The 15,483-nt window shown below is 43.6% G+C and carries 14 protein-coding genes; all 14 read right to left on the bottom strand.

The annotated features are described in order from the left end of the window. Positions 1–40: 40 nt before the first annotated feature. The 14 genes from OCV56_RS00955 to OCV56_RS00890 all read right to left on the bottom strand — a co-directional run bounded on the left by OCV56_RS00955 (position 41) and on the right by OCV56_RS00890 (position 15,444). Positions 41–2,518, bottom strand: a complete 2,478-nt coding sequence (locus tag OCV56_RS00955) for a LuxE/PaaK family acyltransferase (protein ID WP_086711816.1) — start codon at positions 2,516–2,518, stop codon at positions 41–43. Continuing rightward, the gene (locus OCV56_RS00950; RefSeq protein WP_086711812.1) at positions 2,509–3,633 is read right to left on the bottom strand and encodes an iron-containing alcohol dehydrogenase; all 1,125 of its coding nucleotides are present in this window, start codon (positions 3,631–3,633) and stop codon (positions 2,509–2,511) included. Before OCV56_RS00950 ends, OCV56_RS00955 begins: the two co-directional genes overlap by 10 nt. A 9-nt stretch (positions 3,634–3,642) precedes the next feature. Next, the gene (locus OCV56_RS00945) at positions 3,643–5,064 is read right to left on the bottom strand and encodes an AMP-binding protein (RefSeq protein ID WP_086711809.1); all 1,422 of its coding nucleotides are present in this window, start codon (positions 5,062–5,064) and stop codon (positions 3,643–3,645) included. A gap of 6 nt (positions 5,065–5,070) precedes the next feature. Continuing rightward, positions 5,071–5,301 carry an acyl carrier protein gene (locus OCV56_RS00940; RefSeq protein ID WP_086711806.1) on the bottom strand — a complete coding sequence of 77 codons (231 nt, stop codon included), beginning with the start codon at positions 5,299–5,301 and terminating at the stop codon, positions 5,071–5,073. A 71-nt stretch (positions 5,302–5,372) separates the two neighbouring features. Next, positions 5,373–6,575 (bottom strand): glycosyltransferase, encoded by a 1,203-nt coding sequence (locus OCV56_RS00935; protein ID WP_086711803.1) that lies wholly within the window; start codon positions 6,573–6,575, stop codon positions 5,373–5,375. Positions 6,576–6,586: 11 nt separating this feature from the next. Beyond that, positions 6,587–7,360 (bottom strand): oxidoreductase, encoded by a 774-nt coding sequence (locus tag OCV56_RS00930; RefSeq protein WP_086711800.1) that lies wholly within the window; start codon positions 7,358–7,360, stop codon positions 6,587–6,589. Then, positions 7,360–8,049, bottom strand: coding sequence for an acylneuraminate cytidylyltransferase family protein (locus OCV56_RS00925; RefSeq protein ID WP_086711797.1), 690 nt, complete (start codon positions 8,047–8,049; stop codon positions 7,360–7,362). The genes OCV56_RS00930 and OCV56_RS00925 overlap by 1 nt, the downstream gene beginning before the upstream one ends. Before the next feature lie 8 nt (positions 8,050–8,057). Further along, positions 8,058–9,038: a Gfo/Idh/MocA family protein gene (locus OCV56_RS00920; protein ID WP_086711794.1), complete on the bottom strand. Its 981-nt coding sequence runs from the start codon at positions 9,036–9,038 to the stop codon at positions 8,058–8,060. A 3-nt stretch (positions 9,039–9,041) separates the two neighbouring features. Beyond that, the gene (locus OCV56_RS00915) at positions 9,042–10,103 is read right to left on the bottom strand and encodes a nucleotidyltransferase family protein (protein WP_086711791.1); all 1,062 of its coding nucleotides are present in this window, start codon (positions 10,101–10,103) and stop codon (positions 9,042–9,044) included. A 47-nt stretch (positions 10,104–10,150) separates the two neighbouring features. Beyond that, positions 10,151–10,804 carry an acetyltransferase gene (locus OCV56_RS00910; RefSeq protein WP_086711788.1) on the bottom strand — a complete coding sequence of 218 codons (654 nt, stop codon included), beginning with the start codon at positions 10,802–10,804 and terminating at the stop codon, positions 10,151–10,153. Then, complete coding sequence (gene neuB / locus OCV56_RS00905) at positions 10,797–11,870, bottom strand: N-acetylneuraminate synthase (protein WP_086711782.1); 1,074 nt, start codon at positions 11,868–11,870, stop codon at positions 10,797–10,799. The genes OCV56_RS00910 and neuB overlap by 8 nt, the downstream gene beginning before the upstream one ends. Positions 11,871–11,921: 51 nt before the next feature. After that, positions 11,922–13,088 (bottom strand): UDP-N-acetylglucosamine 2-epimerase, encoded by a 1,167-nt coding sequence (gene neuC, locus OCV56_RS00900; protein WP_086711778.1) that lies wholly within the window; start codon positions 13,086–13,088, stop codon positions 11,922–11,924. Further along, positions 13,088–14,245, bottom strand: a complete 1,158-nt coding sequence (locus tag OCV56_RS00895) for a LegC family aminotransferase (protein WP_086711774.1) — start codon at positions 14,243–14,245, stop codon at positions 13,088–13,090. Before OCV56_RS00895 ends, neuC begins: the two co-directional genes overlap by 1 nt. An 8-nt stretch (positions 14,246–14,253) precedes the next feature. After that, positions 14,254–15,444 (bottom strand): UDP-N-acetylglucosamine 4,6-dehydratase, encoded by a 1,191-nt coding sequence (locus OCV56_RS00890; protein WP_086711772.1) that lies wholly within the window; start codon positions 15,442–15,444, stop codon positions 14,254–14,256. Between the last annotated feature and the right edge of the window lie 39 nt (positions 15,445–15,483).

The raw sequence follows: 15,483 nt of genomic DNA, 5'->3' as shown, positions 1-15,483 counted from the left end.
TTCCAAAACAACGAAAGCACTTAAAGTGCTTTCGTTTTGATTAAATTGGACCACCAAGTGATACCCAGCGAACGAGGCGATCTAACGCAAATAATCCATCCCATGGGGAATCAAAGTGCGTCATGTACCCAACATCAGGGCATCTCATCGCGCCTTGCATTAAAATCTCATTAGCAAACTGGAGCTTCTTCTCACCATGCATTGCTAAACCAACCGTTTGAATATCCTCATGCACGCTACCAATAACGTCAAAGACATTATCTACGGCTTTAACGGTAATCACGCGTTGATAGGTTGGTTCAACCAAATCAGTGCCTTCATCGAACAATACCGTCCAGCGTAAATGACGGTCATTCCAAGATTCACCAATGAAGCCATACTCCGCAATTTTTGAACGTATCTTGTTTGCCTGTCCAATGTCTGGCACTTGAGTCGGTAAGCGCACAAGAGCCTTATCCATTGCTGCAGCTAGCTTTTCAGCGAATTCTTTCGGCGTTATGTCACCGCCCTTTTCAACAAAGATAGTGTGAGGCGAAGCACAAGCAAACTGGTCAAATACACTTGAATCCGTTGCTGCTCGACGTATCAGTTTTCGAATGGCCTTTTCGGAGTCTAAGGCGTCATTACCAATCACCATCATCGACAACTTAGGCCCAAAAAGGATATCTTGACTGTTATATTTTTTCGGTAAAGCACTTACCGCTTCTATTGCCTCTCGACCACCCCAAGCAATACGCACATCGGCATTCGCAGAAAAACGTTCTGCTATCTTTGTTTGATGACGGTCAAAGTATACAACAGCCAGTGTTTCTAATAAGTCATCACCATAAATGGTATACCCTCCAGGTGTGGTGTAACTAATGCCTTTAAAGGTACTTAGCAACACAGGAAGCGCTTGAGACTCATCTACCGATACCTTAAGGATATTCGCATTTTTACTCAATATACTCTGAACCAACGCAAACATACCAAGCAGTGGCACGTTACCAGATAGCCAGTGAGATACGACTCCTCTAGGCATCGCTTTAAGCGAACTGTGGCTGATGTCTTTGCGAGGCATAAAGTTGTCGAGAAAGCCTCGTTGCCCGTGCAGCGCAGAATCAAGCAAACTACGTAAGCGATTAGGCTCACACCAATCCGCCAAGAAGTTAAGCCCAGTATGACGATAAGGGTCTAACTCTGGGTTTTCAGCCCAAGTTTTACGCGCGGTATCGAAAAGACCGAGTATCGCTTCAGCAGGCTGTTTCGCTAACCATTGTTGCTTCAACTTAAGGTGTGCCAGAATCGCATTCAACTGCTCAGAAGGTGAGTCAGATTCATTCAAATCCACCGGAGCGTGATACACCACCATATGTTCAGCTTGTTCTGCAGATTGCTTCGACGTTGGCTTTTTGGTGACTTTTTCAGACATGACATCACCACAGCCACGAACTTCAGCTTTCTTAGCTCGACCAATCACTTTGAAGCGCTTTCCAACCCGCCCACACTCACACACAGAATCTTCGACAACACCAAGATCATCGGTCAAAACAACGTTACCTGGGTAAGAGTGCTGCAGTGGGCTAACAAACTCCAATAAGCCCACCACACCATTCGGACAAGGTGATAGATCAGCTTCATCTCGAATAATTACGTCAGAGTAAGCATGTACATGCTTCCAGCCCGCTTTACAGTCTGGGTAGTTCAACCCCATTTGCTCGGTAAAACCGTAAATATCAATAACATTATCGGGGGAGATACCCAACACGTGAGCGATGTCTTGGTTGAATGTTTTCTTATCAACCTTCTCTGATTCGAGTTTCTTCCAACCACCGATATGGATAACTTGAGAGCCAGCCGGAAGTTTAAAGGACACCCCTTTTTCTTTCAGGCTCTTGAAAACCGTATGGTACAGAACGAAAGTAAAACCGAAAATGACAAGCGGCTCTTCACTGTCTAACCCATTTAAATGCTCAACAAACTGCTGTTCTAAAAACTCTAAGGGAGCAGAAGGGCTAGAGGCATCAATAAAGTAATAAGAAGATGACGCAAAGTTCAAATAGCCTTTAACGGCTGCAATACGAGCGCCTAAGTTGCTTGCATTTGGGCTCGTTGGATCGATATCCATGATACAAAACGGGCGCCTTTTCGGTCCTAAAACCTCTTGCATCACGCGAGCCATTGCTCTGGTTTGACGACGAGCCGTAACCTTATCAAGAAGAACGGTACTTGGTACCCCACTTGTCGCCGAAGATTGAAGCTTAGTCTTGATAGCCGTTTCACTAACCGACGCTAATTTATGACCAAGAGCTTTAAAAATATGTACAGGGATCGCCGGTATGTCTTCCAAGCTTCCACTGAACTGTATTGGGTTGAACCCATTTTTCACACAAAACTTACGGTACATCTCATTGCTGTTATAGTGATGCACTAGCTCTTCAAGCAAGTTCTGTTTAAATAGGGGTTGCTTTTGAGCTTCAGATAACTCGAAAGGGCGGGCATCCAATACGCTCGTTAGGCTTTCATTCTTTATAGACATTTCTTTACTATCTCTTTAACGTCATCTTCAGCGAAAGCGACTGGGTTTGTCGCAGCAGCAGGATCAAGTAATGCGTTCTTTGCAATGCTGTCTAGTTGCTCATTCGATAAATTCAAAGAAACACCTTGCCCCGAGGTTAAGCCCTCAAACAGGTCAAGAAGAGCCTGTCTGCTTGGTAAACCAGCATTCTTAATTAATTGTTCATATTTCTGTTCAACGGCCTGGTCTTGAGAATTGAACTCAATAACGGCTGGCATCAGTAGCCCGTTTGCTAATCCATGCCCAATATTGAATTGTCCTAATTGGTGGGCGATAGCATGTGAAAGGCCGACAACACAGTGGTTCTGAACCCAACCAGCAAGCATTGCAGCGTACTGTAATTCTGAGAGCATATCGATATGCCACTCATCCTGATCCAACTGTGACTGATAACGATAAACAATCGATACGGCTTGTTCCGAAAATGTCTCCATTAATGGGTGAGGGATTTTAGACACATAGCCTTCAATCGCATGCGAGAGCGCATCGGCGACAGTGGTTCTTAAAATACTTAATGGGACCTCAGAGACAAGCTCAGGGTCTAGGATCACTAAGTCAGGAAGGAAATCGTGTGTAACGACCGCTTTTTTACTTTGAGTTGTACTATCTAACATGACAGCTGCCGATGACACTTCGGACCCGGCCCCTACCGTAGTAGGAATCGCTGCAAATTTTGCACGTCCACGCAGTGGTGGTATTGCAAATGGTCGGAATAAGACATCTGGGGCAATCGTTGGGCATTCATAAAGCAACCACGCCAGCTTAGCACCATCAATGATAGAGCCGCCACCAAGTGCGACAATATAATCAGGTTGGAATGACTCAAGCTCACCAACCACACCTGAAAGTTCATCAACCGTCGGTTCACCTTTCCAAGATTTTTCAATCACACGAACACTTGTCGCGTTGACTAAACGAACAACTTGTTCAAAAAACTTTGACTTACGAAATGAGGGGCTGATTATTAGTGCGACACGATTTGCCACGAGGCCTTTGAGTGCCATTCTTGCATTTTTTCCGTTCGCAATTTCACTAGCATTACGAAATACGGGCAAAGGAAATCGAAGTTTTAACATGGAGTTCTCTTACATTTTAGTCAAGTGTAGACGTTGAATTTTACCTGTGGATGTTTTTGGTAACTCATCAATGACTTGGTACTTTTCAGGGCGCATATGAACAGGAAGTCGTTGTGCAACAGTTTCCCTTAGTCGAGATTCTAATGTATGAATTTCATCAATAATGGAAGGCTCAACAACGATAAACGCTTGAACGACTTCTCCCATGCTTGCGTCTGCACATGGAACGCAGGCGGATTCTATTACACCATCATCAGAATTCAGCACTTCTTCAATTTGGTAAGGACTTACCTTCTTGCCCCCTACATTGATGATCTCTTTAAGTCGTCCAGTTAAGAACAAATACTCGCCTTCATATTTCCCCAAATCACCTGTTCGGAAGTAGCCGTTCGAAAACGCTGCAGACGTCAAGTCTTGATTCTGGTAGTACTCTGTTAGCATCCATGGCGATTTAAATGCTATTTCACCAATCTCACCTTCAGGTAAATGCTGTCCATATTCATTAAGAATAGCAAACTCAGCGCCTCGAGAGGTATGGCCTACAGCTTCTAAATTATCAGTATGGAAATGAGTGAATACCGCGCGAGACACTTCCGTCAAACCATAGTGCATAACAATATGAGTCGATGGGAACCATTGTATTAACAGTGCTTTATCCTCAGGAGACAAGCGAGCGCTTCCAAGCTCTATATAGTTTAGTTGAGGAGCATATTTACTGATGCGGTCTTTAGACATTGTAGTAATAAATGTCCAAGCAGATGGGACCAGTCCGAGCCCTGTTACCTTATGATTCTCAATTGCCTTAAAAACACTTTTCAAACGCTGCAGCGGATAACCTAATACCAACGTACCACCAACAAAAAGAGTGGTTCGCATGCGTCCCATACCAAAAGAATGGCTAAGAGGCATTAATAGAAGCTCAACATCTTCTGGTGTGTTGCCTACTTCACCGACAATATGCTGAGTAGCTATCAACAACTGCTCATGACTCAAAGCGACACCTTTAGGCTCGCCTGTTGTCCCGCTCGTAAACATGAGGTCGGCGATACCATTGGAAATATTACTAGTAACTTCTTTGCCGGCCTCTAAAGGATGAATATCCGCTATGAAGTTTTGACAGTCTTCAATCGATAGGCTCGGATTAACCATTTTATCGATAAATTGCTTGTAACTTTCATCTGCGTCGGCAGCCACGTTAACCACTTTTGCGCCTATAAAATGGATCGCAAAATACACAGCCACAAAAGCGTAGCTGTTAGATGCCGTCACAACTACAGCATCTCCAGGCCCTACTTCATTCATTAATTTAGAAGCAGTGCACTTGATAGTCTCAGCTAATTGCATATAAGTAACAGCTTTATCTTTCTCGTAGAGAGCGACATGCTGAGGGCGAGATACTGCGTGAGCTAGTATTGTTTCGACTACCGACATAAAGCGTTACTCGTTGTTTAAAACAGCGTCGACAATGTCTTCTACATCTTCGATCTCTAACGTCTGCTCGATATCTAACACTACGCCTAGATCTGACTCTAACGCGGCAATGATGCGCATGTGCGCAAGAGAGTCCCATTCAGGGATATCACCGACTGCAAGTTCATCATCAACAATATCTACTGATACATTTAATACTTTAGCAATAAGGACTTTAACTGTTTCTTTAGTTGGCATTCGTTCTTCTCTGATAGTAAACAAAATGATTTCGTCGTATATATTTCAAACACACATATCATAGCAACGAGCTATGATATGCTTTTTCTGACTTGGTTAAATAAGCTTTCCCATTGACTACATACTTCATCTGGGTAGTATTTTTGCATACCTTGCTCTGCATTCTTGCCAAATTTAACTCTCAACTCACTGCTATCCATTAATTGACGCATAGCTAATGAAAATGCTCGTACATCATTTTCAACTGTGATACCCGCATCTTCAGAGGTAATTAGATAATTAATCGCAGATGTACTGTTAATACCAATACAAGGCAGGCCTACTGACATTGCCTCAGTCAATACCAGTCCCCAGCCTTCTTCATGGACCGAGGGGAATGCAAATATGTCTGACTGGCTTAACTCTTCAAGAGCATGTGGAGTCGGCGCACAAATTTTAACTTGTCTGGACATGTCATGGTTAGCAACAATACCCTCAAGTTTCTTCAAGTAACCTTTTGTATTCTCTCCTCCAAATACGACAAGATCCCAATCAGGAAAGTCATCTTTTAATAAGGCGAAAGATCTCAAAAGCATATCTTGTTGCTTTTTTTTATCGAGTCTCGAGTGCATCATGATACGCTTGCGTCTACTTTCCGATTTCAAGTCCGCTTTTTTATCTGTTTTTTCAACTATATTAGCAATTGGATGTACTTCTATGTCTAGTAGACTAGCGAGTGTTGCAGCAAAATCAGGAGTTAGCGCTTGAACCGCAGAACAACTTTTTATCCTACGTTTATCAATGTAAGACAAGTCATTATAGTACGACTCAACCTCACAGTGAACCATGTGGACAATTGGAGTATTTTCTAGCGGAGAGCCTTTAAGGCCGATACATGTCGAGTTATGATCTTGCATGCCATAAACAAGGATAATATCAGGCTCTATTCTCTCAATTTCGGTTGCTAATGGCTGTGATAGCATTCTTGCCTTTTCTAGGTGGACAGGGTTAGGAAAGAATTGACCTAGTGTTTTACTTTTCGTAAAAGGCTTGATCACTTCTCTCAACGCTTTCCAAAGCTTATGTGCCTTCCCATAAGCAGGTGATTCTAGGTTCACTATCTTAGCACCAAAATCAGCCTTAAAAAAAAGCTCACCCGGTTCAGTATCATTATATAAAGACACAACATCATGGCCACGACGAGCGAAATTATTTCCAAGCTCAACCATTACTTTTTGAGTGCCTCCGGCAAAACCATGAGCTGAACCATGAATCATCACTTGAACAATTTTCATACACTTGCCTTTTACAAACTAAACCCGTCATCCACGACGATATTCTGCCCTGTTACATAACGAGATTGCTCAGAGAGCAAGAAGAGCACAGAACCAACAACCTCTTCTACATCGAGCATACCTGCACCATGGGTGTTATTTTTGTAAGCCTCTAAAAATGCGTCTGGTTGATGGTCAAAGATCCCACCTGGGCTTACACAGTTTATACGAAAACGGCTGTCATTAACGTAGGCTGCAGCGTACTTACTCAAATGCTGAATCGCTGATTTAATTGCGGCATACTCAACTGGCATCGTCATCGGAGTGTTGTCATAAATATCAAACTTCGGAGCAACAACACCATATATCGAGGATATATTTACTAGCGATAAAGGGTTTTCTGTGCGCTTGAAATAAGCAGCAGCTTGCTGGACAAACAAAAACGCACTCCCTAAATGCAGAGACAAATTGTCATTGAAACTGTCAAAGCTCACATCAAAGAAATGCTTACCGTAGGTTTTGTTTCTTGGGTAAGTCGTGTTTACGGCCCCATCTAACTGAACATTACAACCCTCGAAAAAAGCCTTAACTGAGTGCTCATTAGTCACATCCAATTCAACTAACGAGAGTGATTCGTTATCCAGTTCAATCCCTACACTCTCTAAGCGTTCTTTCGTCGCATCAACATTGATATCGGCAGCAATAACTTTTGCCCCCTGAGCAAGCACAGCAGGAACTAAACGAGATCCCAATAAGCCCCCAGCTCCAGCAATTAATACCGTCTTACTCTTTAGAAGTTCATTCATCACTCTTCACCCATAACGATAGCTTCTGCTAGTTTAAAATCATAAATATCATCGATATCTACGGCCCTTTCCTTCGGTACCTCGATGCTCGTCACTTTACCACTGAACAGTCCGTAATTATCCAATACAAAGCGAGGGGTTGTCGCATAAACAACGGTAGTAATATCAAACACTTCTGGGGCATCTTGTCGTCTCGCCACTTCACCGCTTGGCTTATTCACTAATTCAACCAAGCCGTGCTCATCTTTCTTTACCATGTTAAAAAATGGGCTGCGACTTGCGGGAGTCACGGAAATACAAATATCAGCGGAATCTTTCTGAAGTTGTAGAATTGACGATTCCACGTCTTCAACACTGCGTAAAGGACTCGTTGCTGGCAGACTAATAAAGTGAGCAAAGTCGCCATAGTTGGCTTGTACCCACTCAACAGCATGACGCCATGAAAGCCACTCAGGGCTTGTGTCTGTTGCTAGTTCTTGTGGGCGTTCGATCAATGTTGCACCACAATCCACGGCGACTTTGGCAATTTCACTATCATCAGTAGACACAAAAACATCGCTAATCGATGCACAGGCTTTCGCTGTTTCAATCGAATATTGCAATAGGGGTTTTCCAGCAAGTGGTTTAATGTTCTTGCCAGGTAAGCCTTTAGAGCCCCCGCGAACAAAAATAAATGCATAGTTTTTCATTAGGTCGCCTAGCCTTTGGTTTGAGTTTTGGCATACTGCTTAATTGTTTCGATTAACTCGACCGTTTGACCAGCCTGTTGAAGGTCGATACAGCTATGCTTATTGTCTTTGATCATATTGATGAAGTCTTGCAACATATTGAGGTACATTTTGTTTTTGTCCCAAGCCGGATCGCTATAAACAGTACTTTCACCAGTATGGTTAGTCTGCTTAACCTCATTTTTAATCAGGTCCCATTCAACCGTGCCTTTACTGCCTACAAAGCGACAACGTCGATATGCTTGGCGTTGTAAAAAATCCAAATGAATATTGACCAAAGCACCGCTCTTGGTGGTTGTGACAATATCAGCCAAATCTTCCACCTCTATGCTCAGTTCATCTGAAGAACGCAGATACGCGTGTTGTAAGGTTAAATCACCAAGAAGCCACTGTGCATAGTCTAACTCGTGGCTGAGCTCTAACAACGCTCCACCGCCTAGCTCTGCATTGGCTGATACGCTGCTTCGATAATCTTTACTTGGACGCCAATCAGGTAGGTACTGCCCTATTTCAATATACGTATTGTAAAGCTCTCCAATTGACCCTTTGTCTAATATAGCTTTTACTTCCAAACTTGAAGGCAAGTAACGTAAACAATAACCGACAGCAACCGGAGTTTGCGTTTTTTCAACAATAGCTTCTAAACACTTGGCCTCTTCAACACATGTAGTCACTGGCTTTTCAATCAGGGTTGGAATGCCCGCCTCCAGCAAAGGAATAGTATGCTCAGCGTGAAAAGGAGCAGGAGATGCAACAATGACAAGTTCAGCGCTTGAGCGAATGATGTCATCGATATTAGAGACTACTCCATCGCAATCAGAGACAGGTTCTGCTGGAACTCTGCCACTCGCCGACATTGCCAGTAATCTGCACTGCGGAAACAATAGCTTTAAATTTCTTCGATGTCGGGTAGCAATATTACCTAACCCAATGACTGCAACAGTTTTCAAAACTTAGTCCAGCCCTAGTGTATGAATATCTGCTTGCGCGCGATTAAATTCATCCATACGACCGATATCCAACCAATATTCATGAATTGGGAACATTAAAACGTTATCACGCTCATTCATATGCTCTTCAAGCAGCGTCGGCATATCCACTCGATGATTTTTAGGTACAGAAGCAATGACTTCAGGTGACACAACATAAATACCAGCGTTGACAAAAAAGCGCTGAACCGGTTTCTCTATCATACTGGTGATTTTTTTGCCTTCGCCATTAATCACACCATATGGGATCTGATAGTCGTATTCTCTCACACACATTGTCGCGTCAGCGCCGTTATCAACATGAAAATCAAGAAGACGTTGGAAGTCGACCTTAGTCAGAACATCGCCATTCATCATGATCAATGGCAGATCTTTTGGTAAATCCTTAGGTAATAACCCTAATGCACCACCAGTACCTAAAGGCTGCTCTTCATGAACATAAGTAACGTTCACACCCATTTCACTCCCATCACCAAAATGCGCTTGAATTTGCTCTGGCATATAATGAGTTGAAATGTAGAAGTTAACAAAGCCTGCTTTGATAAAACTGCGAATAACAGTTTCTAGGATTGGTTTATTGCCTATATGCAGCATAGGTTTAGGGCATGTATCGGTAAGCGGTTTAAGGCGTGTGCCAAACCCACCTGCCATAATAAATACTGGGTTCTGGTGTTTCGGTTGATGAAGAGCTCCATGGAGAGTCTCAAGCCCAATGACCTTACCGCTTGCATCAAGTAACGGAACCGACAAAATATCGAGTTTTTCCATCAGATCAATCAGCTCTTCTCGAGAAGAGCCTTCAAGCGCAGTCGTTGGACTGATATTCATCACCTTTGATACAGATTCAGTCAAAGGTAGATTATTTAGCAAGCCTCGTCGAATATCACCGTCTGTCACGACACCAAGCAATACTTGTTCTTCATTTACAACCAACACGACTCGCAACGCTTCATTATTTATGATTTCTAACGCGTCTCGAATGGTGTTATCAGGTTTAATTAGCACGTTATTCCAACAATGACTCATGGCACACCTAGTTTTAATTTCTTGAATGCTTGGTAACTTACAGCAAGCTAATATGATTCGATAATACTTCTAAAAGGATAACATATGCTTTGTTGTGGTAGGGGTTTCGTTAAAATAGCACCCGCTCCGACAATAGAAAGTGTGCCTAATGTTACACCTTGTATCACCGTTGCATTCGCCCCTACGTAACAGCCATATTCAGTTTTAACTTGACCACACAAAGTCGCTTTCGGAGCAAGATGATTGTAGGCGCCAATCTGGCAGTCATGCTCTACAAGCACACTCGTATTGATAATGCTATGTTGCCCTATGAACACACCGGTTTGTATAACGGCTCCTTCCATAATTTGAACACCATTTTCTATAGTTGCATACTCAGAGACAAATGCAGTTTCAGCAATTACGTTTTCAAAGCGATAGCCTAATGCAATGAAGTATTTTGCGATTTTTTCCCGCAAGTTAGATTTGGGCATAGCGCCAATACCTAACACTAAACTCACACCCTGAGGAGAAAACTGCTCTATGTCACTGTCTTTATGAAACTGCTTGATTCCAGAGAAGACTCGACGCTGAGAAATGTCATCAGGACAAATCACCGCTAATATCTCACGCCCTTGGCGAATTAATATATCGGCAAGCACACTAGCATGACCGCCCCCACCAATTAATACAATTGGCAAATTAGAAACGGGGTTACTCAAGAATCAGCTCTCCAGCTCGATACGCCTTTGAAGCAGTGCGCTCAAGCATGTCCCAATAGCGATAAGGTGACATACCGTTGCCCGGTCTTTTGATTGTCATGTTTTCGGGTGAAAATGCTTCACCTTCGTTTATATTACGAGCTGCGACCAGGCTTTTCCTCGCCACCGTTTTATTTTTCACCTCTGAGACCGTGGGTGTTTTTACGCGACTACCTAGTGCTTTCTCGACTTGACGAATAGCGTTCACCATTGCAGCTAGATCTTGAGGCTCAAGTGAAGCTTTGTGATCTGGTCCTTCCATGTTGTTGTCCAACGTGAAGTGTTTTTCGATCAACACGGCACCACGAGCAACGGCAGCAATAGGAATAGTGATACCTTGACTATGATCTGAGTATCCAGAAGGTAAATCAAAAGCACGCCCTAAGGTATCCATCGCTTTCAGGTTTATCTCTTCCATTGGCGCTGGGTATTCTGTCGTACAATGTAAAATGGTCACTTTACTCTTTAGAGCCTGCTGACCTTCATCAGAAGCATAAGCCTCTTGGAATGCTTGCACTGAAGGTGTCGCGCTGTCATCCGTAGTATAACCGAATGCAATCACTCCCAGCGCCGTTTCGATCTCAGACAGCGTCGCCATACCGGTAGAAACGATCAAATCACACCCTGTGCGAGCATGCTCTAGTACAAGAGGCGCATTGGTTAGCTCACCAGAAGGTAGCTTTAAACGGGTTAAACCAAGGTCGTTGACTAAGAAATCCAAGCTCTCAGAATCAAAAGCCGTTGATAAAAACTCTATGCCGAGTTTCTCACAGTGTTTTACCAATTCATGGTGGGCATCATAGGAGAGTTCCAAGCGACTTAGCATGGCTAATTGCGACTCTTGCTTTTGTGTATTCGTGACCTGATAGTCTGCTTGCTTAGCTTCTTCAGTGACGAGATTTTTCGCTTTAAACGTCTGAAATTTTACAATATCAGCCCCCGCTTGATGCGCTGCGTTAACCAGCTCAAATGCCAGTTTTTCATCACCATTATGGTTCACGCCTGCTTCGGCAATAATCAGAGTCATACCGCTCTCTCTTTAATTTTTAAGTGACTAAAAGCTCAATTTTCAGCTTTGTTAGTTCGGCAAATCGTGGAATGTCTTACATGGATTAAAATCCAATGTTTTGATCATTTCAATGACCTTGCCGCTGGTGCTTCCCAGCCCGTAAGGGTTATCTATCGCTTCCGTCGGCTCTTTATAGTCACGAGCCACTGCGGAGAGCATCGCTCGCTCAATATCGGCTTGGTTTGCTTCACAATGCAAAACACTCTTAGCGGCCAAGCGCCCTTTCTGACGTGCACCGATATCGACAGTCGGGACGTCAAACGCTGGCACTTCAATAATACCACTAGAAGAGTTACCAATAACCGCCGTAGCATGCTTCACTGCGCTCAGATAACGCACCTGCCCTAACGAAGGTATTGCCAATACGCGTTCTGGTTGGCTTGCAGCGTAGGCTTCCAACATTGGAATGATGCGACGCCCACCATCATCGGCATTAGGGTAAGTCAGAATAACTTGATGCTCAGGAAAAGCCTCTAAAGCATCGAGCAAAGCTTGAAAGGATGCTTCTGGCGCTTCATCTCCTAGTGTCACAGGATGGTAAGTCACTAAGAAAAACGGTTTGGTTAGCGAAAAGTTAAGAGACTCAGCTAACTCATCGACCGACATGAAGTCAGCTCGATTAAGGTGATCAAGGCCAATTGCACCTACGTTCAGAACGCGTTCCGGCGCTTCACCTAATTGAATAACACGCTGACGATATTCGTCCGTCGATGTGCCATGCAAATAGCTTAGCTTAGTAATCGCATGGCGAATCGCATCATCGTAGGCACCTTCTGTGATCTCACCACCATGTAAATGAACAATAGGAATACGCATAATCATCGCTGTTTGAGCAGCAGCTAAAGCTTCAAAGCGATCGCCCAAAATAACCAATACATCCGGTTGCAAGCGCGCCAGTGCATCTGAAAAGCCGAGAACACCAAGCCCCATGCTTTTCGCAGTTCCGACTGCAGAGTCCGACGAAAGAAGGATCTCAATTTTTTCATCAATCTTAAATCCATCTTTTTCGATTTGCTGATACGTTTCACCAAATTCAGGTGAAAGGTGCATCCCTGAAACCAGCAACTGCAGTGCTAAGTCAGGATCACTTTGAATATCTTTCAAAAGCCAAAAAAGCAGACCGTACTCTGCTCTTGTTCCTGTAAAAACAGCGACTTTCTGCGTCTTATTTTCCATTAAGCGCCCTTGGATAAGTCAATAGGAGTACTTGGGATATTGATCAAGTGAGCTTCAATAAACTCAGACTGACTCAAGTCACCACGCAGTGCATTCTCGAACATAGGAAGACGATGCATCAACTGCCAAATCGGACGCGTCATAACACCAGCAGAATTGGTCTGCTCTAACATGCGATCTCGCGATGCGGTATCAGGACAGATGATCGCGTTTAACCAATAGTTCGATGTCGCGTACTCTGGCTCTGTCACAAAAGTAAAATCTGAACCCGCGAAAAAGTGTTGGTATTGTTCAGCTAATTGGCGCTTTTGAACTAAATAGGATTCCAATACTTCCATTTGCGCGCAGCCCAACGCCGCATTCAAATTCGGCATTCGATAGTTAAAGCCAGGCTCATCGTGATAAAACTCGAAAGGGTGTGGAACCTTAGCGGTTGTGGTAACATGCTTAGTGCGTGCGCCCTGCTCTTGGGTCTTACAAAGGATCATACCTCCGCCGCCAGTCGTAATCACTTTGTTACCGTTAAAACTTATCGCAGCATAATCACCAAATGTGCCTGTGTGTTGGCCTTTATAGAAAGAGCCTAAGCTTTCCGCAGCATCCTCTACCAAGATTAACTGCCACTTCAAACATACCGCAATCAACTCATCAAGCTCGACGGGGTGACCAAAGGTGTGCATTGGTACTACAGCACGAATGCGCTTACCCGTTTGTTTATGAATACAACCTTTTTCAGTTACCTCAGCATTCTGTGCTAGATATTGGTCCATCGCCTTTGGGCACAAACCCAAGCTTACTGGCGATACATCCACGAAAATAGGCTCAGCCCCCATGTGATAGAGCGCATTACAGGTTGCCACAAACGTCAAAGCCTGTGTTACTACTAAGTCACCACGCTCGACACCAGCCATGTAAAGCGCAGCATGCAAGGCGGCCGTGCCATTTACGGCCGCCACGGCTTTGGCACTGCCAGTGTATGCTTCAATTTTCTGTTCGAACTCATCAACAAATTTACCAACGCTAGAAACAAAGGTGCTTTCAATCGTTTCTGTTACATAAGCCTTCTCGTTACCATCAAAGGTAGGCGCATGAAGAGGAATGAACTCGCTGGTCTGATACGTATCGCGTACAAATTCTACTAACGATGCAGGTTTCATAGTTTTTCCTACATTTTACTGTCTAGGTATTTACCTGTTTCTTTGTGCCCAAAGTCAGGGATCATGGTAAAGAACAGCTCTACAATTTGCTCTTTTGTCCAAGCACGATCAGATTTCATCTGGTCGATTGTATCTTCAAAAAGTGAAAGCAGTTCTTGTTGATAAAGAGGGTCGTTCTTGATGATACCCAAGTTAGCAAAACGCGCCATATCGAGTGTTTCTTTGTCGGTAAAGAACTCTTCAAAGTCTTTTTCACCCGTGGTATCACTCGAGGTAAACAAGCACGGCCACTTACCTTGAGCAGGCAAGGTCTTAGCCAGCTCACGTGCTTCGTCTTCATTTTCACAAAGATGAGGTTCGTAACCACGTTGCTTAAGGTATTTCACCGCAATATCAGCAAATGAGATGAGATGAAGCGCTTCACTTAGTTTAGGAAAAAAGATGTCGCGGTTTTCACCGAAAATACAAGACATTAGACATAATTCACCGGACTCTTGCGGCGTAACAAAATAGCGTTTGATGTCATTCGGCGCCACAATAGGTTGGTTTTTCAGTAACCGCTGATTAAAGCCATGCAGTAATGAGCCATCAGAAAATGCGACGTTTGCGAATCGCGCAGTAGAAATAGCGATCTCTTCGCTCTTACGCATTAGGAACATTTCCATAATACGCTTTGATGCTCCCATCATATTGACAGGGTTTGCTGCTTTATCTGTCGATACGCAGAAATACTTTTTCACGCCAGCATCGATAGATTGTTGAATGGTTTTATCAGTATTAAACACATTCACATCGATCATTCGCATTAGCGTGTACGGGTCTTTTTCACTACGAACATGTTTAAGTGCCGACAAGTTCAATACGTAGTCGTATTGGCCATCCGCCTTTATGAACGCATCATACTCAATCGAGCCGATATCAAGAGCAAAGGTTTGGAAGTCACCATCGATGTAACCAAATGAGCTACGAATGTCGCGCACAGCTTCAACCATGTTGTTCTCACTGATATCTACAACATGCAGCTTCTTTGGGTTACGTTTAAAAATCTCTTTAGTCACGGCTTGACCAATAGAGCCTGCACCACCAAGTACAAGAAAACGGGAATCTGAAACAATGCGAGATAACTCAGCTTCATGCTGGCCAATGTCTTGAGTAAACAATGCATCAGTGCGACCAATAAGAGGTAGGATGAAATTCATAATACAAGCTTTACATTCTCAAAAGATGAACAGTAATCT

Source organism: Vibrio gigantis, from assembly GCF_024347515.1.
GTDB lineage: Bacteria > Pseudomonadota > Gammaproteobacteria > Enterobacterales > Vibrionaceae > Vibrio > Vibrio gigantis.
This window is presented reverse-complemented; position numbering and strand designations above follow the sequence as displayed.

Excerpts from the sequence above, each read along its gene's own strand:
- OCV56_RS00955 (WP_086711816.1), bottom strand. The coding sequence starts at position 2,518 with ATGTCTATAAAGAATGAAAGCCTAACGAGCGTATTGGATGCCCGCCCT.
- OCV56_RS00950 (WP_086711812.1), bottom strand. The coding sequence starts at position 3,633 with ATGTTAAAACTTCGATTTCCTTTGCCCGTATTTCGTAATGCTAGTGAA.
- OCV56_RS00945 (WP_086711809.1), bottom strand. The coding sequence starts at position 5,064 with ATGTCGGTAGTCGAAACAATACTAGCTCACGCAGTATCTCGCCCTCAG.
- OCV56_RS00940 (WP_086711806.1), bottom strand. The coding sequence starts at position 5,301 with ATGCCAACTAAAGAAACAGTTAAAGTCCTTATTGCTAAAGTATTAAAT.
- OCV56_RS00935 (WP_086711803.1), bottom strand. The coding sequence starts at position 6,575 with ATGAAAATTGTTCAAGTGATGATTCATGGTTCAGCTCATGGTTTTGCC.
- OCV56_RS00930 (WP_086711800.1), bottom strand. The coding sequence starts at position 7,360 with ATGAATGAACTTCTAAAGAGTAAGACGGTATTAATTGCTGGAGCTGGG.
- OCV56_RS00925 (WP_086711797.1), bottom strand. The coding sequence starts at position 8,049 with ATGAAAAACTATGCATTTATTTTTGTTCGCGGGGGCTCTAAAGGCTTA.
- OCV56_RS00915 (WP_086711791.1), bottom strand. The coding sequence starts at position 10,103 with ATGAGTCATTGTTGGAATAACGTGCTAATTAAACCTGATAACACCATT.
- neuB (WP_086711782.1), bottom strand. The coding sequence starts at position 11,870 with ATGACTCTGATTATTGCCGAAGCAGGCGTGAACCATAATGGTGATGAA.
- neuC (WP_086711778.1), bottom strand. The coding sequence starts at position 13,088 with ATGGAAAATAAGACGCAGAAAGTCGCTGTTTTTACAGGAACAAGAGCA.
- OCV56_RS00895 (WP_086711774.1), bottom strand. The coding sequence starts at position 14,245 with ATGAAACCTGCATCGTTAGTAGAATTTGTACGCGATACGTATCAGACC.
- OCV56_RS00890 (WP_086711772.1), bottom strand. The coding sequence starts at position 15,444 with ATGAATTTCATCCTACCTCTTATTGGTCGCACTGATGCATTGTTTACT.